The following is a 21,221-nucleotide window of genomic DNA, read 5'->3' as shown; positions in this document are numbered from 1 at the left end:
GCTAGTCTCCTCGGCTCCGTCTGGCGTGCACCAGCAGGATGGACGACAGCGAGGGGGCCCGGCAGGCGAGCCGGTCCAACGGACGCAGCGGCCGCGGCACGTCGTGGTAGGGCGCGCCGGCCACGGTGACGACCTCGAAGCCCGCGGCCGGCAGCATCGAGCGCAGCGCACGGGCGGTGTACAACCGCAGGTGGCCGACGACCTGCGAGCCGGGGCGGCCGTGGATGCCGCGCAGCGACACCTCGGAGAACACCGGCTGGACGCCCGCGAGGAGCAGGGCGCGGTTGTACCAGGCCGCCAGATTGGGGGTGGAGAGCAGCAGGTGGCCCCCGGGACGGAGCACCCGGCGCAGTTCGTCCAGTGCCGCGTCGGGATCGACCAGGTGCTCGATGACCTCGCTGAACAGCACCGCGTCCGCCGCCCCGGACGCGAACGGCAGACCGTGGCCGGTCAGTTCGCCGCGCACGGCGGTGAGGTGGGCGCTCGCCCGGCGCAGTGCGTCCTGCGACCAGTCGACGCCGACGACGCGGTGGGCGGCGAGCGTCCCCGCCGCCGCCGCGGCGGCGCTCCCGTCACCGCAGGCGACGTCCAGCACGGTGCCGGGCGAGGAGCCCATCGCCCGTGCGAGCAGGGCGGCCTGCCGCCGGGAGCGGTCGGCGCCCGAGGCGACCGGTGTGCCGGGGTCCTCGTACAGCGTGCGCAGGCTGTCCGCCGGGGCGCCCATCACGCGCCCCCGGAGCGGGGGCGTTGCGCCTGCGGCGCGCTCGGGTGCCGCGGTCCGGACGGCGGCGGGGCGGTCGCGGCCAGGCACTCGGCGAACAGGGTGCCCAGCCGCCGGCCCGCGTCGTCGTCCAGCAGGGCGCGCGACCAGCGCAGCGCCAGGTGCAGTCGGCCGCCGGTGGACACGGTGGTCACCGACAGGCCACGCGGCATCCGCGCCGGGGCGGACACCCAGACGGCGGCGGCCCGTCCGGCGTCCCCGAAGTCCAGCGGGTAGGCCAGCCGGCCGAGGTTGGACAGCAGGGTGGTGGAGGCCCAGGGCCCGGCGGCGGCCCGTAGCGTCCGGACCCCCGCGGCCCGCGCGCCCACCGGCAGCAGGGGCGCGGTGAGCAGGTCGCCGCTGAAGCCCAGTGGAGGGCGCGGGGCCGCCTTGAGCGCCCGGGTGCGGAGCGCGGTCGCCCGCAGCAGCCGCTCGATCCCGTCGCGCTGCGTCGCGGCTCCGCGCGGCAGGCGGGCCTCGCCGCCGAACATCACCTCCACCAGACGGGTGCCGTTGCCGATCGGCATGTCCGCGGTGCGCGGCCGGTCGTCCACCGGCATGGTCACCCGGACCGGGTGCGCCCGCCGCCCGTGCTCCTCGTTCCAGCGCACGCTCGTCAGGCAGGTGGCGACCAGGAGCTGGTCGTTGACCGTCCACGGCGCCCCCCTCGGCCGGGTCGGCAGCGGCAGCGCGGCGAGGTGCATGCCGTTGCCGGGCTCGGGCGCCCCCTGTGCCGTGCGCTCCCCGGCAATCCGGGCGGGCCGCTCCCAGGGAGAGCCACCGGGAGCGGTCTTCGGCACCTGCGGTGCGGAGGTCCCGCGGACCGGTGCGGGTGCGGGGGCGTTGTCCGCGCCGCCGTAGCGTTCCGCCGCGGTGGCCAGCACGCGCAGGCAGGCCGGGCCGTCCAGGGCGACGTGGTTGAGGGTGACGAGCAGTACCGTGCCGCCCGCGGTGCTGCCCGGGTCGTCCGGCTCCAACACCTCGATCCGCAGGGGCGGCGAGCCGGTCAGCGGCGGGCTGTCCGTCATGGCCCGCCGCCGGGCGGCGGCGAGGGTGCCGCCCAGCCGGACGACGGGGTCGGTGTCCGGTGCGGGCAGCAGCTCCCAGCGGTACCGGCGGTGCCACCAGCGGGGCGCCGACTGCCGTACCAGGATGCGCGGATGGCGCTCCAGCGCCTCCCGGACGGCGGTCCGCAACCGCTTGGTGTCCACGACTCCGGGCAGGTGCACCTCGATGTGCACGGTGTCCGGCTCGGTCTCGTCGCGGCAGTGCCGTGAGATCTCGTCCACGGTCGGGAACGGGATCAGTCGGGTGCTCATCGCTCGGCTCCTTCGCCGGAGGGCACGGTACGGTCCGCGGCCTGCCGCGGCCGCGGGGTCGCGCCGATCGTCCCGGCACCCTCCGGAGCCGGGTGCGCGGACGGCGGCACGGGTTCGGCCGCGGGGCGGGAGGGCCCGCTGTGCCCGGCGGCCGGCGCCGGGTCCGAGCCGCGCCGGACGGGTACGGTCACCAGCGCCGCCGCGAGCGCGAGGAGCGCCAGCGCCTGGGCCGGGTGCCCGTAGGCGCCCACGTTGTCGGGGAAGCCCGGCCTGGCGGCGGCGGCCGTGAACACGCCCGCCGTGAGCATGCCCGCCAGGGCCAGCGGCGGCAGTAGCGCGGGCCGCAGTCGGGCCGGCAGCGCGAGCAGCGGGACGACGAGGGCGTACGGTCCGCTGACCAGTGCCAGTACGGCCGTCAGCGCGAGTGCGCCGAGTACCCACCCGGGCTCCGGGGGCCGCTCCTCGCCCAGCGGGGTGCCGGACCGGCGGCGGAACAGCGCGAGTCCGAGCAGGACCGCGACGCCCGCGAAGCCGCCGAGGACACCGGCCCGGTACCAGTCGGACGGGGTGTACTCCAACCGCACGGTGCCGCCGGACCCCTCCGGGACCAGGAAGCCCTGCTGCCAGCCGTCCAGGCGCAGCGGGGACAGCTCCTCGCCGTCGAGGGTCGCCGTCCACCCCTCGTTGGCGCTCATGTGGGTGCGCAGGTACCCGGCCGCGCCGGCGCCGACCTCGACCGCGCGGGAGTCGCCCGCCCAGTCGCCCGCCTCCGCGGTGCGTGGCGCGCCGCCGGCGCGGGGCGCGGTGTCGCCCCGGGTGAGGGTGAGGGCGGTGACCGCCAGCGGCCCGGCGCCGCCGGTCTCCAGCACGTGAGCGCCCGCGTCGAGGTCGAGGGTGCCGTCCTCCCCCTCCCCGGCGCACAGGGCGACATCCACCGGTCGGCGCTCGGTCAGGTCCCGGACGGAGCCGGCAGCCTCGGTGGCGTGCAGGGTGCCGTCGACGGCGATCGGCGGGCCCTCGCCGCAGGGCAGCTCGAACTCCGTGTCCGGGCCGGGCGCCGTCACCCTGAAGTCCTCCAGCGCGGGCAGGTGGATCTCGTTGAGGCCCACCGGCAGTTGCAGGGCTTCGCCGGCCAGGGGGTTGTGCAGGGTCCGCTGGGCGGTCCCGGTGACGGTGACGGTCAGCTCGTCGGTCTCCATCGGCTCGAAGCGGGCCCATCCGTTCTCGTCGACAGCCGTGGTGACCGCGCCGTCGGGGGAGGACAGCTCGACCTCGGTGGGCCGGGCCGAGATGCCGCCGGCGCCGGAGAGCACCATCGAGTCGATCTCCCGGGTCTCGGGCCACGTGAGGTGGACCACGGGTTCCTCTCCGGCGATCCAGGCGGTGGTCAGGTCGCCGTCGACCAGGTTGCGGGCGCTCAGGGAGGTCCCGGTGGGACTGGTTGAGGCCGCCGACGCGGTGATCCGCTCCCGGGTGCCGGGTGCGGACCGGTCGAGCAGCGCGTCGAGTTCCGGCCCCGGCACCGCGACGGCGCTCGCCCGGAGAGTGTGCGCGCCGGAGCCGCCGACCTCGAACTCCCGGTGCAGGCCGCTCTCCGCGCCCGCCGGGGACAGCCCGCCCGGGTCGGTGACCCGGTGCATCGAGTACAGCTCGCCCGCGGGAGAGGCGTCCTGCGGGGCGTCGGCCGGCAGCGACAGCAGCCGGGTGACCTGCACGCCGGGGATCGAGATCTCGCCGAACCCGGCTCCGGTCAGTCCGGGCCTGCTCTCCTGGACGTCGGTGAGGGTCAGCTTCAGCCACCTGGTCTCACCGCGCGGAGCGTCGACCGTCTGGCGTCCGCCGCCGGGCTGGAGGGTGTCCTCGGTGCGGCCGCGCTCGGTCTCGACCCGGACGCCGGTGGGCGCGGGTCGCAGTTCGCCGCCGTCGAGCGGCAGCAGTTCCAGCGAGCCGGGGACGGCGGTCGGTTCGGTGAACCCGATCCGGATCCACTCGCCCTCGCTTCCCTCGGAGCCGCCCTCCGCCCAGCCGGTGGCGGGGTCGTTGTCGAAGGCGTGGACCGGGTCGAACGCGGGCAGGTGGAAGAGCCAGTTGCCGCTGCTGGACGCGGTGACCGACGCGGCGCCGCGCAGGGTCGCGACCGTCTGGTGCCCCGTGGCGTCGACCGGCAGGATCTGCTTCGGCTCCTCGCCCGGGTTCTGCGCGCTTCCGGGGTGGTTCCGCTCCTGCGCGGTGTAGGTGTACGAGGTGTTGTTGTTGACGAGGCCGAACCGGGTGTCGGCCCGGCGCAGCCCGTCGCCGGTGACCCGCAGGGAGGGTTCGTCCAGTCCGGGGTGCGCGTCGCCGGTGAGCACCGCGGCCCGGTCCGCGAACGCCGGGTCGGCGGAGAGCGGGAGCAGCGCCTCGGGTCCGCCGCTGACCTGCACGGTGTCCGAGACGGCCTGCATCGCGACGGTTCCGGGCCGGTCCTGCCCCTCCGGTTCCCAGATCTCCACCGACCGCTGGCGGGGGTAGAAGCCCTGGATCTCCACCGGGGTCTCCGGGGCGATCCGGCCACCGGTGGTGAGCGGGCCGAAGCTCTCCACTCGGCGATAGCCCGAGGACTCCAGGGTCCGGGCGACGGTCTGCGGCGGGACGTACCCGATCTGGTCGGGATCGAGGTCGTTGCGGACGACGACGTGGTGCAGTCCGGCCCTGGCCAGGAACCCGCGGAGGCCGGGCACCTCGCCGCCGCTCATCAGCGCCTGCTCGACCGCGTCCAGCGACCGGCGCTCGCCCGGGGTGCCGAACGGGACGTAGTCCCGCTGTGCCCACGGCGAGTCGGCGAGCACGTGCAGCGGCTGGTCGATGGGCGAACCCCAGGTGTAGATGCCGTGCGCGGTCGCCGGCACCACCAGAGCGCGGGTCTTCGGGGCCTGGTCGGCGAGCCAGTCGGCGGTCTGCTCCCAGTGGCGGGGGAGCTTGTCGAACGCGCCCGGTTGCAGGACCTGGCCGCCGGCGTAGGGCAGCGCCATCGCGGGTAGTACCAGGGCCGCGGCGAGTACCGGCAGGAACCGCCGGCCGCGCTGCGTCGCCGCACGTCGGCCCGGCGGGGCGGGCCGACGGCGGTTGGCGAGCGCGGTCGTCAGGTGGGCCAGCCCCAGGACGAGCGCGAGTGCCAGGCCGGGCTGGAACTTGTAGATGTTGCGGAACGGCTTGAGCGGGCCGTCCAGCCAGCTCTGGACGGTCTCGGCGAACGGGGCGCCGAGCGCGCCGCCGTATCCGGCGAGCATCACGGCGGAGACGGTGAGCACGGTCAGCACCAGCCAGCGCCGCTCGGGCATGTCCCGGCGAGCCAGGCCCGCCAGGCCCAGCCCGGCGGCCAGCGCGGTGCCGAGCACGGCGAACACCCCGGTGGCCAGCAACCACCCGGCGGGCAGCCATGCCTCGCCGAAGTTGAGGTACGCCACCCAGTTGCCCGCGCCGCGCAGCATCTCAACAGCCGACATGGTGCTGGTGGTGTTGACGGCCTGCTCGACGTACGGCATGAAGTCCTCGCCGTACGCGCCGAGGAGCAGCAGCGGCACGACCCACCACAGGGTGGCCAGCAGCACACCGGGGATCCACCAGGCCAGCAGTGCCCGCCGGCGGCGCCCGGTGCGGGTGAGGAGGAACAGTCCCACCGGCAGGAGCGCGGCGAGAGTGGAGGCGGCGTTGACGCCGCCCATGAACGGGATCGCCAGCGCGGAGCGGGCCGCGGCGACCCGGGGGGAGAGCACGGTGGAGGCGAGCGGCAGCAGCACCCATGGGAGCACCGCCCCGGGCAGCGCGCCCGCGGAGGTGGAGCCCACGATGATGGTGAAGGTGGGCCACAGCGCGTAGGCCGCGGCGGCGGGGAGCCGGGCGGCGGCGGAGCCGATGCCCAGCCGCTCGGTCAGACGCAGCGCACCCCAGAACGCGGTGGTCACCACCAGGGCCAGCCAGAGCCGCTCGGCCAGCCAGATCGGGACCTGCAGCAGGTCGGCCAGAGCGTAGAAGGGGAGCATCGGGAGGGCGTAGCCGATGTACTGGTCGGCGATGCCGCCGAAACCCGAGCCGTCCGACCAGACCTGGCCGAGGTCGCCGAGGAACTTCCACGGGTCCAGGGCGACGCCGAGCTTCGTCTCGAACGTCATGCTGCCGGGCGCGGCGAGCACGAAGGCCAGCAGTGCGGCACCGAAGAACCCCAGCAGCCAGCGTCTGCCGCGGGGCTGCTCCGCCGATTCCGGCTCCTTCCCGGTCGGTGCGAGAGGGAGGGTGGAATCAGTGGTCGTCGACATGGGAACACCGCCGCAGGATGAGAAGGAGGTTCCAGGTGGCGAACTCGCGCAGACCCGGGATCCGGGTGACGGCGCCGGCCAGGAACGGCCAGTATCGGGAGCGGGCCGTGACGATCTCGACGTCGTCGCGGCCCCGGACGTGGCGCAGGGTGGGACCGATGTGCACGGCGAACAGGTTCTCGCCGAGGACGTGCTTGGCGGGCCGGCCCCGGCGCCGCTCGTAGCGGGCCCGTGCGCGGCGGTGGCCGAGGTAGTGCCAGGGAGCGGTCTCGTGGCCGCCCCAGGGCGAGTACCAGTTGGTGAAGGAGACGTAGATCAGTCCGCCGGGCCGGGTGACCCGGACCATTTCGCTGAGGAACGTCTGCGGGTCGGCGACGTGCTCCAGCACGTTGGAGGAGAAGGCGATGTCGGCCGCTCCGTCGGCCACTGGCAGCAGGTAGCCGTCGGCCAGCACGGCGGCCGCGGGCCGCCGCCCGCCGGCGTGCAACTCCCGAGGGTCGGGCTCGAAGAGGTGGCTCCGCGCGCCGCGGCGGCGGAACTCCTCGGTGAACCAGCCGCTGCCGCCCCCGACGTCGACCACGGTCGCCCCGCGCAGCGGGAGGTGGCGTTCGAGCTGGGCGGCGGAGTCCTCGGCCAGCAGCCGGTAGCAGTGTTGGGGGTCCGTCTGCTCCCGGCGGAACGCCCGGAACAGGGCGAGCGACCTGCGGACGGAGGGGTCCTTCAGTGGCGCCACTTCATCCCCGTCTGATCGGATCGCGGGTCGTCGCCGCGAAGGATTCGGCGGCGACCGCGCGGAAGCCGTCCACCGTCTGCGACCAGCGGAACCGGTCCGCCCGGTCGCGGGCCGCCCGGCCCATCGCCGCGCGGCGGCCGTGGGACAGGGCGAGGGTGCACCAGGCCGAGGCGAACGAGCTCTCGCCGCGGGCCAGCAGACCCGTGCTGCCGTCCTCCACGGAGTCGCGCAGCCCCGGGATGTCGAAGCCGACTGCGGGGGTGCCGCGGGCGGCCGCCTCCATGACCACCAGCCCCCACCCCTCGACCATCGAGGGGTGCAGCAGCAGCCAGGACGCGCAGAGCAGCCGGTGCTTCTCCGCCTCGCTCACGTGCCCGGCGAAGGTCGCACCGGGGCCGGCCGCCGCCTCCAGCCGCCCGCGTTCGGGGCCGTCACCGACGATCACCAACCGGCCCCCGGTGACCGGGCGGACCCGCTCCCACAGCCGCAGCAGCAGGTCGATGCGCTTGTACTCGACGAGCCGGCCCATCGCGAGGAAGAGCGGCTCGGGGGATTTCGGCAAAAGCGGGCCGGGTTCCTCCACGCCGTTGTGCACGATCCGGATCCGCTCGTCGGGCACGCCGAGCCCGCGCAGCGCCGCGGCGGTCGAGCCGGAGACGGCCACCATCAGGTTGCCGCGGTGGATGCCGGCGAGGGCCCAGTGCTCCAGTCGGCGCCCGAGCCGTGCGGCGGGCGCCGGGTAGCGCATCCCCCACAGGTCGGTGTGGACGTGGTTGACCAGGCACAGCGTCGGGCCGCGGTGCCAGAGCGGCGCCAGGTAGGGCATCCCGTTGCAGACCTCGACCAGCAGGTCGCAGGTGCCGATCCGGCGGTCGAGGGTCCGCTTGGCCCGGAGGAAGTGGCCGGCGTCCCCTCCGGCGGAGACCACCCGGTAGTCCCGCGGGACGGCCGGACCGCCGCACAGCAGGCTGACCCGGTGGCCGTGCTCCGTGAGCCCGCCGGCGATCCGGTCGATCAGCAGCTCGGAACCGCCGGCGGCCGGGTTGCCCAGGTCGCGCCGGGCCAGGAAGACGATCCGCTGAGGCGCGGCTCCCGGCAAGGGGAGGCCGCCGGTCCGGGGGACCGGCCCGGGAACCGGGGCCTTTGGCCCCGCGGCTCCGAGGGACGCGGTCACCGGGGCCGCGGAGCCGCGGTCGGCGAGCGGTGGTACGTGCTGGGGCATCGGTGCTCCAACTCGTCTGAGGGTCGAGGGGCGAGGAAAGGAGCCGGGGGCGCGGCTGCTGTTTCGGGAGGCTCAGTTTTCGCCGCGGACGGCGATCGGGCTACTCACCGGTATGACAATCTCGCGGTTACTTACCGGTCAGTCTCGTCACCGGAGTGAGCACCGGCCCTCGCGGGCCTGCCGCGGGCGAGCAGCGTGCCTCCGGCAGCCGCCAGGACCAGCCCTGCGACCCCGCCGGCGGCCGGCACCGTCTCGCCGACGAGTTCCAGGCGCCCGCTGTCCGCCTTCGCCAGCTTCACCTGGCCGCGCTGGGTCTTCTCGGTGAAGGCGATCCGCTCGGACTCCAGCAGCACGACCTCGTCCTTGTCGCCACCGGGCGCGCGCAGCGTCAGCCGGGGGCCGATGGCGGCCTTGAGGATGCGCCCGGTGCGCTCGTCCACGATCAGTTCCACACCCGAGTTCGCGTACCACTCCTCGGCCATCACCTGCGGCCGCTCGGGGAGCCCGACCAGGCGTCCCGGTACCTGCCGCGAGCCCGTCCGGGTGGGCTCGACGCGGCCGGTGAAGCGCAGCCCCTCGTAGCCGAGCACGCTGCTGCGGTCCCGGTAGCGGAGCGGCACGGTGTCACCGAGCGTGCCGTCCCACCAGCGGTAACCATGTTCCTCGACGTCGAAGGGGAACTTCAGGTAGGCGTCACCGGCGAACCGCGCGGGCGCCTCCCCGCAGCAGTGCACCGGTGCGTTGGTGGCACGGTCGGTGACCCAGCGCTCGGTGGTCCACCGGAACGACTTGCGGGGGTCGGCGAGCTCCAGGGTCTCCGGGTTGTCGATCGTCGTCGACACGTCCCAGATCGCCACGTCGTCCTTCTCGCTGCCGGCGACGTCCCCCAGCACCCGCCGGGTGATGGTCAGGAGCTGGTCGTCCTTGGTCTCCAGGGCCTCCTGGTCGAAGTACCGGCCCTGGCCGGTGAACACCGTGGTCTGGTCCACGTCGATCGGGGTGCGCTTGGCGCGCGGCTCGACGTACCAGGTCAGCAGCGGTGCCAGGACCAGCAGAAAGACCCCCGTTCCCAGCAGGATCAGCGACAACGGCGAGGCGGAACGGCGCATGGCGGAAGCTCCCGGAAGGCAGAGGTGCACAGGTACCGCGCGCTCATGGCTGAGTGCGGCGCGTTCGTACAAGAAGTGAAGACGGCCGGTAACGCCGTCTGGGCCGGTGACCGTAAGCGAACCCTTGACAGCGCGTCAATGCCCTTACACACTCGCGACACGAACTGGTGTCGGGGGCGACTGCTGGTGACGTGCCACCACGCAGAGAGGTTCGCCGCGACATGCCCAGACTCCTCGCAGCTGTTTTGACCTGCATCGCCGCAGCACTGCTCGCGGTGGGTGCGGCGATGGGCGCGGTTGCGCTGCTGAACGCCCCGCCGGAGCAGCCGAACGTCCCGCTGGTGCACTTTCCCGAATCCGGCCGGGACGCCTCGGCCCCCGCGCCGGACACCGCGTCCGGCGAGCCGACCGCTCCCGAGGAGGAACCCGCACCGACGGACGGGACGACCCGGGCAGCCGGGGGGTGACGGTGCAGACCACGGCGAACTCCGCCTGGCGGGACGTACCGGCTGTGCGGATGCACCTGTTCACCGAGCGGGCCAGCGACGAGATCCCGGTGCTCGCCGAGGACATCCTGCGCGAGATCCGCCGTCAGTACCCCAGCCTGCCCGTCATCCTGGACGAGTCCGGGGAGCCGCTCTCGCTCGTCGGCATCCGGCGGGCGCTGGAGCACTTCGTCGAGCACCTGGCCACCGGCCTCGGCAGTCCGCACGTCCACCCACGCGTCTTCCAGGAGTTCGGCCGGGGCGAACTGCTCCAGGGCCGCAGTCTCGACTCGCTCCAGGCGATCTACCGGCTCGGGGTGCGGCTGGCCTGGCGGCGGCTGGCGGAGATCGGCCAGCAGTCGGAGATCCCGGCTCCGGCGATGTACGAACTGGCCGAGTCGGGGTTCCAGTACCTGGACGGTCTGGTTGCCGAGTCGGTGCGCGGCTACGCCGAGGCCGCGGCCCGGCAGGCGGGGGAGAGGCTGCGTTTGCAGCGCCGCCTGCTCGACCTGCTGCTGCCCGAGCACGAGGGCCAGCCGATCGACGCCGCCGCGCTCGCCGAACGCGCCGCCCGGATCGGATGGGCGCTGCCCGAAACGGTGGCGGTCGCTGTGCTCGTCCGCCCCGCGCGCGAGTCGGTACCGCCCGCGGTGGGCTCCGACGTCCTGCTCGACATGGAGCGGGAACTGCCCCTGATGATCGTGCCCGACCCGGACGCGCCCGGGCGGGCGGAGCGGCTGCGCCGTGCCACCGTGGGCTGGACGGGCACGATCGGCCCCCCGGTGCCGCTCGTCGACGCGGCGAAGTCGCTGCGCTGGGCCCGGACCGCCGTCACCCTCATCGAGCGCGGCCTGCTGCCGGCGGGCGGACTGCTGCACTGCACCGAACACACCGAGGCACTGGTGCTGCTGCCGCCCGCCGAACTGATCGACGATCTGGAGCGGCACCTGCTCGCGCCCCTCGACGACTGCGGCCCCACGCACGCCCGGCGGCTGGCCGCGACCCTGCTCGCCTGGCTGGAGACCCGGGGCGGCGCCCCCGAGGTGGCGGAGCGGCTCGGCGTGCACCCACAGACCGTCCGCTACCGGCTGCGGCAGGTCCGCGAGCTCTGGGGCGGCGGCATCGACGAGCCCGACCGCCGGTTCGCGATGGAGCTGGTGCTGCGCGCCAAGCGGCTGCGTGGCGAACTGGACTGAGCGGACGGTCGGGCGGGCCCGCCCGACCGTCCTCCCCGGTGCGGGAGGTGTGGACGGCCGGAAGGCGGGAACCCCGCAGCCCACGGCCCTCTCCCGCCCATTGCCCGGCACGAGCACCGCCGGATACCTTGTCCGTTATTCCGGTCAGTCGTCGGGATGTCGAACATGCGCGTCGTGCGGCCACCACTCCGCCGACCGCCGGGAGAGGGGAGGGCCGGCGATGGGGAGATCCGTTCCGGCTGTGACCAGGGCGCTGGACATTCTGGAGCTCTTCCTGGAGGGCGACGGCACGCTCTCCGCGCCGGAGATCACCCGTCGGCTGGGATTGCCGCGCACCAGTGTGCACGAGCTGATCAGCACGCTCTGCGCCCGCAGCTACCTCGTCCCGGTGCCGCAGCAGCCCGGCCGCTACCGGTTGGGTGTGCGCACCCACCAGCTCGGCAGCCGCTACGCCGAGCAGCTCGACCTCGTGGCGGAGGGCCTCCAGGTGGCGCGAGCGGTGGCGGAGAGCTGCGGCGAGACCGTCCACGTCGCGGTGCTGGAGGACACCGACGTCATCTACATCGCCAAGGTGGACAGCACCCACGCGGTCCGGATGGTCTCCGCCGCCGGGCGGCGGCTGCCCGCGCACTGCACCGCGGTCGGCAAGATGCTGCTCGCCGCGCTCCCGCCCGAGGCGCTCGACGCGCGGCTCCCGCAACCGGGCGGACCACCGTTGGCGGCGCTCACCGAGCGGTCGCTGACCTCGGTGCAAGCCCTGCGCGAGGCGCTGGAGCAGGTGCGGCGGAGGGGAGTCGCCGTCGAGGAGCGCGAGTCCGATCCCGACGTGAGCTGTGTCGCCGCGCCGGTCCGCGACGCGGCGGGCGAGGTGGTGGCGGCGATGTCCGTCTCCGTGCCGACGATCCGCTGGGACGACCGCCGCCGGGCGGAGCTGGAGTCCCTGGCGGTCGAGGGTGCCGGCGACCTGTCGGCCCGGCTCGGTCACCGGAGCGCGGCGTGAGCGCCCGGGCCGCACGGCGGCTCGACGTCGCGGTCCGGGCCGAAGCGGCCCTCGGCGAGGGGCCCACCTGGGACACCGCGCGCGAGCGGCTGCTCTGGGTGGACGTCCTCGGCTCCCGTGTGCACGGCTGGCACCCCGGGTCCGGCCGCCGCACCGTGCGCACCACCGAGCAGCACGTCGGCGCCGCCAAGCCGACCGCTGACGGCGGGCTGGTGCTCAACCTGCGCGACGGCGTCGCCGTGCAGCGTCCGGGCGGCCCCCTCCGCTGGCTGCACCGCGACCCGGTGTCCGGGCGGCGCGGGAACGACGCGGGCGTCGCCCCGGACGGTTCGCTGTGGGCGGGCACCATGCGCTACGACGCGCGGGACGGCGGCGGGAATCTGACCCGTACAGCACCCGACGGCACCACGCGCACCGTGCTGACCGGTGTGTCGGTGAGCAACGGCATCGGCTGGAGCCCGGACGGCTCGCTGATGTACTACGTCGACACTCCCACCGGCCGGATCGACGTCTTCGACGTGCGCGGACAGGAGGTCGCCGGCCGCCGGCCGGTGGCCGCGGTCGAGTCGGGCGCCGGCTGCCCGGACGGCATCGCGGTGGACGCGGACGGCTGCGTCTGGGTCGCGCTGTGGGACGGCGGCGCCGTGCGGCGCTACACGCCGGACGGCCGACTGGACCGGACGGTGCGCGTGCCCGCCGACCGGGTGACGGCCTGTACTTTCGGCGGTCCCGGCCTGCGCGACCTCTACCTCACCACCGCCCGGATCGGTACCGATCCGGCGCGGCAGCCGCTCGCCGGATCGGTGCTCGTCCTGCCGGACGCCGGCCAGGGACTCCCGCAGCTGCCTTTCGCGGGCTGAGTGGACGGGACGGCTGAGCCCTCCGGCGGACGGAACGGCTCAGCGGACCCCGGCCGACGGCAGCTGCTGAGCGGCCCCCGGTGGTCCGGGCCCGCTCAGCGGCTGCCGTCGGCGCGTTCTCCGCGGCGGGGGGCGTCGAGCATCTGCTGCAGCAGGTCGCGCAGCGAGGTGCGCTCCGGTACGGAGAGCCGGCCCAGCGGCTCCCCGGCGAAATCGCCGAGGGACTCCCGCAGCAGGGCCGCCGTCCGTGCGCCCTCCTCGGTCGCGGCCGCCAACTTCACCCGGCGGTCGGCCGGATCCGCCCGCCGCTCCGCCAGGCCGCGGGCCGCCAACCGGTCCACGATGCCGGTCACGTTGGAGGGTTCGCACTTGAGCCGGTCGGCGATCCTGCGCATCGGTGTGGGCCCGTGGGCCAGCAGGGCGAGCACCCGGGCCTGTGCGCCGGTGAGGGAGTACGCGGCCGCCGCCTCGTCGTACTCCTCGTGGTAGCGGCTCACCACCGCGCCGATCAGCGTGACGACCTCCCGGGTCAGCGGATCGGGCGGGTTCCTGCGCGGTGTCATGCCCGACACGATACCCACTTGTTTGACAACGTGAAATATGCAGATGCAGTATTGTTTCATCACCTTAACCATCTGGAGGTAGTCCGATGACCCTGCCCACCACCGGCCGTGAATGGCACCTCGTGGCGCGTCCGGACGGCTGGCCCCGCCCCGCGGACTTCGCGCTGCGCGAGGTACCGGTCACGGCCCCGCGGGCCGGGCAGATCCTGGTCCGGAACCTGTACATGTCCGTGGACCCGTACATGCGCGGCCGGATGAACGACGTCAAGTCCTACGCTCCCCCGTTCCGGCTGGACCACCCGATGGACGGCGCCGCCGTCGGCGAGGTGCTCGCTTCCGAGGCCGAGGGCTTCGCCCCCGGCGACCACGTACTGCACGGCCTCGGCTGGCGCACTCACGCGACCGCGGACGCCGACCGGGTCCAGCGGGTCTCCGCGGACGAGGCGCCGCTCAGCACCTACCTCGGCGTCCTGGGCATGCCAGGGCTGACCGCCTACGCCGGACTGCTGGAGGTCGCCTCCCTCCGACCGGGCGACGCGGTGTTCGTCTCCGGCGCGGCGGGAGCGGTCGGCAGTCAGGTCGGACAGATCGCCCGGCTCAAGGGAGCCTCCCGGGTCATCGGCAGCGCCGGTTCCGACGAGAAGGTCGCCCTGCTCACCGAGGAGCTGGGCTTCGACGCGGCCTTCAACTACAAGGACGGCCCGGTGGCCGAGCAGCTGAAGGAGGCGGCCCCGGACGGCATCGACGTCTACTTCGACAACGTCGGCGGCGACCACCTGGAGGCGGCGATCGGCCGGCTCAACCTGCACGGCCGGATCGCCGTCTGCGGCATGATCTCGCAGTACAACGCCACCGAGCCGACCCCGGCCCCGCGCAACCTCGCCCTCCTCATCGGCAAGCGGCTGCGCATCCAGGGCATGCTGGTCGCCGATCACGACTCCGTGCGGCCGGAGTTCGTCCGGGAGACCGCGGCCTGGATCCGCTCGGGCGAGCTGAGGTACCACGAGACGGAGGTCGCCGGTGTCGAGAACGCTGTCGACGCCTTCCTCGGCATGCTGCGCGGTGAGAACACCGGGAAGATGGTCGTCAACCTCGGCGAGTGAGCAGCACGCCCCGTCCGACGCGCCCCTCGCGGGACGCGTCGGGCGTCTCAAACGAGACTGTCAGGGGGGATGTGAGGAGCCCTCCCACGTCCAGGCCGGTGGGGGTGAGTGCCCGGTCAGATTCCGGCGCGTCGGGTGCGACCATTTCACCACCGACGTGTCCTACCTGCTCGCTCTCGAGCGCCATCTGTCCGACCTTTCAGTCGCGTGAGCGGATCGCCGCGCTGACCACGGCGGACGAGTGGGCCAAGGCCGAGGCAAATACGCGGCGGCGCGGGATGGTGGGAGCGGTCCGGGACGGCACGGGGCCCGGGGCGGGAGGGGTACGGGCGTGGGGGCGACGGGTCGGCGGGGCCGCCGCCGGGGTCACGGCCTCAGCAGCACCTTCCCCACCTCGGCGGAACCGTTGCCGACCAGCGCGACCGCCTCCGCGAAACCGCTCAGCGGGAGCTCGTGGGTGATCAGCGGGGCCGGGTCGAGCAGCCCCGCGCCGAAGGCCCGTACCGCGTGGGCCCAGGCCGCGGGCGAGGCACCGAAGACCGAACGGATGGTCAACTGGCCGACGGAGAGCGCCACCGGATCGATGCCCTCGGCCCCCTCCTGGAACATGCCGGTCAGCACGACCTGCCCGCCGCGCCGCGCCAGGAGGCAGGCGTCGCGTGCCGTGCCCGGCGCGCCGGCGGTCTCCACCACCAGGTCGAACCGCCCGCGCTCGGCCACCGCGTCGGCCGGCCGCAGGGCGGCCGACGCCCCCATGCCGAGGGCCAGTTCCGCCCGGCCCACCCGGGGGTCGACGACGGCGAGCTCGGCCGGAGAGGCCGCCGCCAGCAACTGCACGGCGAGCAGCCCGAGGGTGCCCGCGCCGATCACCGCGACCCGGTCGGCGGCCCGGGGCGGGGCTGCGAGCAGTGCCGCGGCCACCACGGCGGCGGGCTCCAGCAGCGCCGCGGCGGCCGGGTCCGCGCCGTCGGCCAGCACGTGCAGCAGCCGCGCGGGGACGGTCAGCACCTCGGCGAAGGCACCCGGCTCGGTGAACCCGGTCTCCCGGTAGCCGGCCTCGCACAGGTTCGGCGTCCCCTCCCGGCAGCGCGCGCAGCACAGACAGGCGCGGAACCCCTCGCCCACCACCCGGCGCCCGAGCAGGTCCTCACCGACCCCCTCGCCGACCGCCTCGACGGTGCCGGACCACTCGTGGCCGGGGGTGATCGGGTACCGGACGTAACCGGGGGCTCTGGTGCCCTCCCAGATCTCGCGGTCACTGGCGCAGACGCCCGCGGCGGCCACCGCGATCCGGGCCTCCCCGGGCCCCGGGTCGGCGGCCGGTCCCGTCACCAGCCGGTGGCTGCCCGGCCGGTCCACGACCACCGCGCGGACGCTTCCGTCCGCCCTGCTGCCGCGGTCGTCCCCGTCCGCACGGCTCACGGCGGCGCCGCCGGCGGACGTCGCGACGCCCCCGCCCGCGGCGCTCACGCCGCCGTCCCCGCCTGGCGGTTTCGCTTCTCCCAGCCCTCGGCCCACGGGTCGAACCGGGCCTGCTGCTGCGGGAACTCCGCCGCCGCGTCGGTGTCCAGCTCGACACCGAGCCCGGGGGAGAGCGAGGAGGGGAACCAGCCGTCCACGACCTCGGGTGCACCCTTGACCACCGAGCGGATGCCGGCGTCGGCGAAGTCGTTGGAGTGTTCGAGGATCTTGAGGTTGGGGGTGCAGGCCCCCAGATGGAGGCTCGCCGCGGTGAGCACCGGCCCGCCCACATTGTGCGAGGCCACCTTCACGTAGTGGGTCTCCGCGGTGGCGGCCCGTTTACGGGTCTCCCAGAGGCCGTCCAGGTGGCCCACGTCCGGCGGGGTGATGTCGGCGGCCTGCGACTCGAACAGCTCCCGAAACTCCGCGCGGTCGTGAATCCGCTCCCCGATGGCGATCGGCAGGTCCACCCTGTCCGCGACCTTGGCCAGCGCCTTGGGGTTCTCCGGCGGCACCGGCTCCTCCAGCCAGGCCGGCCGGAACGGCGCCAGCTCGCCGGCCAGTCGCACCGCCGTCGACGGGCCGAACCGGCTGTGCATCGCGACCAGTAGCTCCGCCTCCGGCCCGATCGGGTCCCGCACCGCCTCCACCAGGGCGACCGCGCCCAGCGTCTCGGGGTGGTCCAGCTCGAACCGGCCCGCGCCGAACGGGTCCAGCTTCAGCGTCCGGTAACCGCGCTCGACCACCCCGCGGGCGGCCCGGGGGAATTCCTCCGGGGTGCGCTCCACGGTGTACCAGCCGTTGGCGTAGGCCTTGTCCCGGTCGTTCACCCGCCCGACGAGCAGCTCCCAGACCGGCGCCCCGAGCGCCTGGCCCCTGATGTCCCAGCACGCCGTCTCCACGCAGGCGATGCCGGGCATCACGAACTCCCCGGCGCGCCCGTAGTCGCCGTACTTCATCCGGCGGACCGGGGCCTCGACGGCGAACGGGTCGGACCCCGCTACGTGGTTGGTCCCGGCTTCCTTGAGGTAGCCGAGGAGGGCGGCGTCGGTGCACCCGAGCATCCGGGTCTCCCCGACACCGACGAGACCCTCGTCGGTGTGCACCCGGACGTACGTCAGGTTGCGCCAGGGAGTTCCGACGACATGGGTGGTGAGGTGGGTGATGCGCACGGCAGTGGGACCCCTCGCTCGGTGTGCCGGCGCGCACGGCGGCGCGCTGTTCGAAATTTCGTCAACCGTTCGAAATAGTGGATCGAACGTAATGAGGTGCCGCACTGCGCGTCAATGGCCGCGCACGTACTCGCTGAACGTGTCGCGCACCAGCGGCGGGGCGCCCGCCGACGCGGCGGTTCGACCATCCGGCACGCGGGGGAGGAGCCCTGAGGCCTCCGGTGTCCGGCCGGGTGCGACCGTACCGCCGAAAGGAACACCCGCCGGGGGGTGAGCCGCACCACGAGGAGGGGTGTTCGTCGGCTGCGCCGGGGGAAGCGGGCGGTGCCGTCCCGGCCATCTCCCTCGGTCACGGACTCGGCCACACCGAGTGGAGCTACCTCTCCGTCGACGTGGGCGGCGGAGGACGAGGGGGCACCGGGCGCATGTGCGGCTGCGGGACACCGGCTTCCGTCCGGGCCGGAAGGTCGTCCCGCTCTACACCGTCGCCCTTCCCTCAGCCTCCGGTCAGGTTCTCGTGGGCCAGCCTCGCCAGGATCCGCTGACCGCTCCTGCTCGGGTGGAACCAGTCGTACGCGCTGAGCTCGTCCCCGGTGAAGCGGTACTCGTGCACGTCGCCGCCGTCGTACCGGCACAGCTCGTCCTCGGCGCAGACCTCGCCCAGCGCGGTGTTGTACTCCTGGACCCGGGTGTCGACCTGCGCCCTGCGCTCCCCGGCGGCCGCGTCCACGGCGTCCGGCTCGCTGAGCATCGACTGGCAGACTCCGAACTCCCAGACCTGGGCGGCCTGCTCGTTCTTGAGCCCCTCCGACCACAGCCGCAGCAAATCGGGCACGCTCGCCACGTAGACGCGGGAGTCGGGCGACCCGGCGCGCAGGCTCGCCAGCGCCGAGGCGAAGTCCTCCCGGAACTCCGCGACCGGCGTCATCCGGGCGACCGTCGGAGCGCAGGCGTCGTTGGCGCCGATCAGCACCGTCACCAGGTCGGGTCCGTTCGCGACCGCCTTCTCCACCTGCCCCGGCAGATCGGCCATCACGGCCCCGGCGACGGCGTGGTTCCAGGTGCGGCCCTCCGGCTCGGGCAGCAGCCGCTGTGCCAGGCTGCCGATGCCGTCCTCGGAACCGGTCGACCAGGAGGCCTCCGGGCAGTCGACGAGCAGCGCGCAGGTGTCGAAGCCGGTGGTGATCGAGTCCCCGAGCGCGGCGATCGTCTCCGGCGCACCTCCCCATACCGTGCCGGGCGTGCCGGGGGAGGAGGCGGGAGGGCTGCCTGTGCTGCTGCGGGGTGCCGGTTCCTGCGGTGTGCCGCCGTCCTCCCCGCCGCTGCACGCCGCCGTACCGGCGAGAAGCACGAACGACAGGGCGGCCGCGGCGGCCCTTGCGCGGCCGTGCGGGCCCGTTCTCCTGACCACCACTCAGCTTCCCCTGTTCCTCGACTGGATCGGACCGGCTCCCCCTGACGCCGACGGTACCGCGACACGCCGTCCGGACGCGTAACGCGCCTCCCGTGCGGAGCGGTCGGAGCCGCTGAGCGAGCGTCATTTCACCACGGGTCACCGGCCGTCCCTTTTGCGAAGAATTCTCGCCGATGGTGTTTACTGTTGGTGACCCGGAAGCTGGTGAGGGAGCGGCTGATGGGGCACAATGTCAGGCGCTGACCGGCGCACCGACCGGTAGGGATTCGAGGCCGCTGGGGAAGGCGACCCTCGAACCGCAGTGGAGGTCCCGGTGACGACACGAGGTGTCCTGTACGTGCACTCCGCGCCGCGCGCGCTGTGCCCGCATGTCGAGTGGGCGGTCGCGGGCGTGCTCGGCGACCGCGCCGGACTCGACTGGATCAGACAGCCCGCCGCTCCCGGCGCCTGGCGCGCGGAGTTCTCCTGGCAGGGTGAACCGAGCTGCGCCTCGAAACTCGCCTCGGCCCTGCGCGGCTGGCACCTGCTGCGATTCGAGGTCACGGCGGAGCCCTCCACCGGTGTCGAGGGCGAGCGCTACAGCGCCACCCCAGAGTTGGGCATCTTCCACGCCGTCATCGGCATGCACGGCGACATCCTGATCCCGGAGGACCGGCTGAGGGCCGCGATGGTCAGGGCAGCGGCGGGCGAGAGCGAGCTCGCTGCGGAGGTCGCCCAGCTGCTGGGCAAGCCGTGGGACGACGAACTGGAGCCGTTTCGCCACGCCGGCGAGGGTGCCCCCGTCCGGTGGCTCCACCAGGTGGTCTGACCAGCCACGACGCCGACCCTTCGACCAGTCGACCCGCGCCGGCCCTCGCCGCACGGATACGGCACGGGCCCTTCCTTCCCCGGGTACGACCGGGGAAGGAAGGGCCCGTGCGGGGCGCGGCGCTGCTCAGACGCTCCGGAAGGCCAGCACCACGTTGTGGCCGCCGAAGCCGAAGGAGTTGTTGAGTGCCGCGATGGTCCCCTCGGGCAGGGCCCGGGAGGTGTCGCGCACGATGTCGGCGTCGACCTCGGGGTCGAGGTCCACCACGTTGATCGTCGGCGGGGCCGTCCGGAACTGGAGCGCCTGGACTGTCGCGACCGTCTCGATACCGCCCGCTCCGCCGAGCAGGTGGCCGGTCATGGACTTCGTCGCGGACACCGCCACGTGCTCCAGGTCCTCGCCCAGTACCTGCCGCAGCGCCTTGATCTCGGCGATGTCGCCCTGCGGGGTCGAGGTGGCGTGCGCGTTGAGGTGCACGACCTGCTCGGGCTTGAGGTCAGTGCGGTCCAGCAGGTTCTGGAGGGCGGCGGCGATCCCGCGCCCGGTCGGTTCCGGCTGCGCGATGTGGTGCGCGTCCGCGGACAGGCCCTGCCCGAGCACCTCGCAGTACACGCGGGCGCCGCGCCGTTCGGCGTGCTCTGCCGACTCCAGGACCACCACGCCTGCGCCCTCACCGAGGACGAAACCGCTCCGGCCGGTGTCGTACGGGCGGGAGGCGCCCTGCGGGTCCTCGTTGTTCTTGGACATCGCCATCATGTTGGCGAAGGCCGAGATGGGCAGCGGGTGGATCGCCGCCTCGGTGCCGCCGCAGACGACCACGTCGGCGCGGCCCGTGCGGATCATCTCGACGCCGTAGCCCACCGCCTCGGCGCCGGACGCGCAGGCGCTCACCGGGGTGTGCACCCCGGCCTGTGCGTTGACCTCCAGGCCGACGTTCGCCGACGGGCTGTTGGGCATCAGCATCGGCACGGTGTGCGGCGAGACGCGGCGGGCCCCCTTCTCAAGGAGGATGTCGTACTGGTCGAGCAACGTGGTGACCCCGCCGATCCCGGAGGCGATCACCGTCCCGAGGCGGGTGGGATCGACTTCCGCAGCGTCCTCGCCGGCACGGCCCTCGAACCCGGCGTCGTTCCAGGCCTCGCGGCCGGCGATCAGCGCGAACTGGGCCGAGCGGTCCAGCTTGCGGAGCTGCGGCCGCGGGAGCATCTCCGACGGCTCGACCGCCACTCGCGCGGCGATCCGGACCGGCAGCTCCGCCGCCCACTCCTCGGTGAGCCGCGCGGCGCCGGAGCGTCCGGCGGTGAGCGCCTCCCAGGTCGATGCGCTGTCGCCACCAAGCGGCGTCGTGGCGCCGATACCGGTGACGACCACGGTTCGGTCGTTCGCGGTCACCTGAACTCCTTGCCGGGAAGGGCTGGCCTTCCCTGAGCAGTTGGCTGTGCGCAGCTACCTGCTGCGACGGTACGAAGAATGCGGCAGTCGTGGAACGTCCGGGCACGACAGGATGTTCCGGAGCAGTCGGACATCGTGGGAAACGTGCTGCGACACGCAGTCGTCGCCGGGAGGGACCAGGTCCCTGCGGGGCAGTGGCCCGGCGCTCCCCGCGGTGCCGGACGCGGTCCCTCTGCGGCAGAGGTGCCGTACCCGGTGTGCGCGGGCCGCCTGCCCCGAACCGGGGCCGGGCGGTGCGGGACGTCCGGTGCCGCCCCGCAGCCGCACGG

At 74.1% G+C, this 21,221-nt stretch carries 17 protein-coding genes; 6 read left to right on the top strand and 11 right to left on the bottom strand.

Translation table 11 applies throughout. The features are described from left to right. Position 1: 1 nt before the first annotated feature. The 6 genes from H300_RS0117850 to pgfA form a co-directional block, all read right to left on the bottom strand. A complete protein-coding gene (locus tag H300_RS0117850) occupies positions 2-724 on the bottom strand; it encodes a class I SAM-dependent methyltransferase (protein WP_028428525.1) in 723 nt (240 codons plus the stop codon). Continuing rightward, positions 724-2,079, bottom strand: a complete 1,356-nt coding sequence (locus H300_RS31165; protein ID WP_106966867.1) for a condensation protein — start codon at positions 2,077-2,079, stop codon at positions 724-726. The genes H300_RS0117850 and H300_RS31165 overlap by 1 nt, the downstream gene beginning before the upstream one ends. Next, the gene (locus H300_RS27560; protein ID WP_051270156.1) at positions 2,076-6,374 is read right to left on the bottom strand and encodes an alpha-(1->3)-arabinofuranosyltransferase domain-containing protein; all 4,299 of its coding nucleotides are present in this window, start codon (positions 6,372-6,374) and stop codon (positions 2,076-2,078) included. The genes H300_RS31165 and H300_RS27560 overlap by 4 nt, the downstream gene beginning before the upstream one ends. Next, on the bottom strand, positions 6,358-7,098 hold the full coding sequence (locus tag H300_RS0117835) for a class I SAM-dependent methyltransferase (protein ID WP_028428524.1): 741 nt from the start codon (positions 7,096-7,098) through the stop codon (positions 6,358-6,360). Before H300_RS0117835 ends, H300_RS27560 begins: the two co-directional genes overlap by 17 nt. A gap of 10 nt (positions 7,099-7,108) precedes the next feature. Then, complete coding sequence (locus tag H300_RS27555) at positions 7,109-8,329, bottom strand: glycosyltransferase family 4 protein (RefSeq protein ID WP_037980868.1); 1,221 nt, start codon at positions 8,327-8,329, stop codon at positions 7,109-7,111. Positions 8,330-8,460: 131 nt separating this feature from the next. Further along, a complete protein-coding gene (pgfA, locus tag H300_RS27550; protein WP_037980866.1) occupies positions 8,461-9,438 on the bottom strand; it encodes a cell envelope lipid trafficking protein PgfA in 978 nt (325 codons plus the stop codon). A 221-nt stretch (positions 9,439-9,659) separates the two neighbouring features. Here pgfA and H300_RS27545 point away from each other — a divergent pair, with 221 nt between their 5' ends. The 4 genes from H300_RS27545 to H300_RS0117805 all read left to right on the top strand — a co-directional run bounded on the left by H300_RS27545 (position 9,660) and on the right by H300_RS0117805 (position 12,979). Further along, on the top strand, positions 9,660-9,905 hold the full coding sequence (locus tag H300_RS27545) for a hypothetical protein (protein ID WP_037980864.1): 246 nt from the start codon (positions 9,660-9,662) through the stop codon (positions 9,903-9,905). A gap of 50 nt (positions 9,906-9,955) precedes the next feature. Next, on the top strand, positions 9,956-11,119 hold the full coding sequence (locus H300_RS0117815) for a PucR family transcriptional regulator (RefSeq protein WP_051270163.1): 1,164 nt from the start codon (positions 9,956-9,958) through the stop codon (positions 11,117-11,119). Positions 11,120-11,339: 220 nt separating this feature from the next. Then, positions 11,340-12,119, top strand: a complete 780-nt coding sequence (locus tag H300_RS0117810) for an IclR family transcriptional regulator (RefSeq protein WP_078516106.1) — start codon at positions 11,340-11,342, stop codon at positions 12,117-12,119. Next, a complete protein-coding gene (locus H300_RS0117805) occupies positions 12,116-12,979 on the top strand; it encodes an SMP-30/gluconolactonase/LRE family protein (protein WP_028428521.1) in 864 nt (287 codons plus the stop codon). Before H300_RS0117810 ends, H300_RS0117805 begins: the two co-directional genes overlap by 4 nt. Positions 12,980-13,074: 95 nt before the next feature. Here the strand turns inward: H300_RS0117805 and H300_RS0117800 are convergent, their stop codons facing one another. Next, a complete protein-coding gene (locus tag H300_RS0117800; protein WP_037980862.1) occupies positions 13,075-13,542 on the bottom strand; it encodes a MarR family transcriptional regulator in 468 nt (155 codons plus the stop codon). 86 nt (positions 13,543-13,628) lie between these two features. On the opposite strand from H300_RS0117800, the gene H300_RS0117795 reads away from it, so the two are divergent. Next, entirely contained in the window at positions 13,629-14,645 is a 1,017-nt protein-coding gene (locus H300_RS0117795; protein WP_028428519.1) for an MDR family NADP-dependent oxidoreductase, read from the top strand. A 366-nt stretch (positions 14,646-15,011) separates the two neighbouring features. On the opposite strand, the gene H300_RS0117790 is transcribed toward H300_RS0117795, so the two are convergent. From H300_RS0117790 to H300_RS0117780, 3 genes are all read right to left on the bottom strand, one after another. Continuing rightward, positions 15,012-16,067 carry an alcohol dehydrogenase catalytic domain-containing protein gene (locus H300_RS0117790; RefSeq protein WP_051270162.1) on the bottom strand — a complete coding sequence of 352 codons (1,056 nt, stop codon included), beginning with the start codon at positions 16,065-16,067 and terminating at the stop codon, positions 15,012-15,014. Positions 16,068-16,111: 44 nt separating this feature from the next. Further along, positions 16,112-17,278 (bottom strand): mandelate racemase/muconate lactonizing enzyme family protein, encoded by a 1,167-nt coding sequence (locus tag H300_RS0117785; RefSeq protein ID WP_028428517.1) that lies wholly within the window; start codon positions 17,276-17,278, stop codon positions 16,112-16,114. A gap of 496 nt (positions 17,279-17,774) precedes the next feature. After that, on the bottom strand, positions 17,775-18,692 hold the full coding sequence (locus H300_RS0117780; RefSeq protein WP_028428516.1) for a GDSL-type esterase/lipase family protein: 918 nt from the start codon (positions 18,690-18,692) through the stop codon (positions 17,775-17,777). 313 nt (positions 18,693-19,005) lie between these two features. On the opposite strand from H300_RS0117780, the gene H300_RS0117775 reads away from it, so the two are divergent. Continuing rightward, positions 19,006-19,500 carry a DUF3145 domain-containing protein gene (locus H300_RS0117775; protein ID WP_028428515.1) on the top strand — a complete coding sequence of 165 codons (495 nt, stop codon included), beginning with the start codon at positions 19,006-19,008 and terminating at the stop codon, positions 19,498-19,500. Between the two features lie 126 nt (positions 19,501-19,626). Here the strand turns inward: H300_RS0117775 and H300_RS0117770 are convergent, their stop codons facing one another. After that, entirely contained in the window at positions 19,627-20,892 is a 1,266-nt protein-coding gene (locus H300_RS0117770) for a beta-ketoacyl-[acyl-carrier-protein] synthase family protein (RefSeq protein ID WP_028428514.1), read from the bottom strand. Positions 20,893-21,221: the final 329 nt, after the last annotated feature.

It is taken from the genome of Streptomyces sp. TAA040 (assembly GCF_000424845.1).
Note: the sequence above shows the minus strand (reverse complement) of the source record. Positions and strands in the feature narration are given on the sequence as shown.